This is a genomic window from Streptomyces sp. NPDC025793, from assembly GCF_055558375.1.
In genome coordinates, this window is the sequence record NZ_JBVHMR010000152.1 from 1 (window position 1) to 1,366 (window position 1,366).

Genomic DNA, 1,366 nt, shown 5'->3' on the forward strand with positions numbered 1-1,366 from the left:
GGTTGCGTCCAGGGAAGTGGTGTACGGGTTCGACCTGATCCGGGGGTTTGCTCCGGCATCGGGATGGTGCCCGCATAGATGAACGGCCACCGGCTGATCTTCGAGGTGTCGAAGCCCGAAGGAGATCAGCACGATGACCGCACCCCACAGTCTGCCCCTGCACGTCCTCACGGAAGACAATCTCGTCGCGGCGAGTCCCGATCTGCTGCGCGCGATGGTCAAGACGTTCGCCGACGCACTCATGTCCGCGGAGGCGGACGCCCTCTGCAACGCCGAATATGGCCAGGTCAGCGACGAGAGAGTCAACCACCGCAACGGCTACCGCCGGCGCGAGTGGGACACCCGGGCAGGCACCGTCGAGCTCGCCATTCCCAAGCTCAGGTCCGGGAGCTACTTCCCGCACTGGCTGCTGGAGCGACGCCGCCGGGCCGAGCAGGCCCTCATCTCGGTGGTCGCCACCGCCTACCTGCTGGGCGTCTCCACCCGCCGGGTCGAGAAGCTCGCCGAGTCCCTGGGCGTCACTCAGCTGTCGAAGTCCCAGGTCAGCGCGATGGCCAAGCACCTGGACGAGCAGGTCGCCGCGTTCCGTAACCGGCCCCTGGATGCCGGCCCCTACGCGTTCGTCTGGGTCGATGCCCTGACTCAGAAGGTCCGCGAGGGCGGCCGCATCATCAACGTCCATGCGCTGATCGCGGTCGGCGTCAACGCCGATGGGCACCGCGAGATCCTCGGCCTGGACGTGGCTACCGCCGAGGACGGCGCCGGGTGGCTGGCCTTCCTGCGCTCGCTGATCGCCCGCGGCCTGTCCGGCGTCCAACTGGTCATCTCCGACGCGCACATGGGCCTGGTCAACGCGATCGGCGCCACCCTGCCCGGCGCGAGCTGGCAGCGATGCCGTACTCATTACGCCCGCGCACTGCTCAGCCAGGTGCCCAAGTCGGCCCAGCCGTGGGTGGCCACCTTGCTGCGGACCGTCTTCGAACAGCCCGACACCGACGCAGTCCAGGCCCAGATGCGCCACGTCCTCGATGCCCTGGAGGCCAAGTTCCCCAAAGCCGCAGCCCACTTGGACGCCGCTCAGGGCGACGTGCTGGCGTTCACCGCGTTCCCGCGCGAGATCTGGCGACAGATCTGGTCGAACAACCCGCAGGAACGGCTCAACAAGGAGATCCGCCGCCGCACCGACGTCGTCGGCATCTTCCCCGACCGCACCGCCCTGATCCGCCTCGTCGGCGCTGTCCTGGCTGAACAGAACGACGAGTGGACCGAAGCCCGCCGGTACATGGGACTCGACCTCCTGGCCAAGGCCCGCCTCCACCCGATCGAGTCAGAAACCGACGAGACCGTCCTCCCGACCGAACTCACC

The 1,366-nt window shown here is 68.1% G+C and carries 1 protein-coding gene; it reads left to right on the top strand.

The annotated features are described in order from the left end of the window. Positions 1-133: 133 nt before the first annotated feature. Positions 134-1,366 (top strand): IS256 family transposase (locus tag ACZ4MF_RS49015; protein ID WP_467500952.1); only part of this gene is annotated, 1,233 nt, incomplete at its 3' end.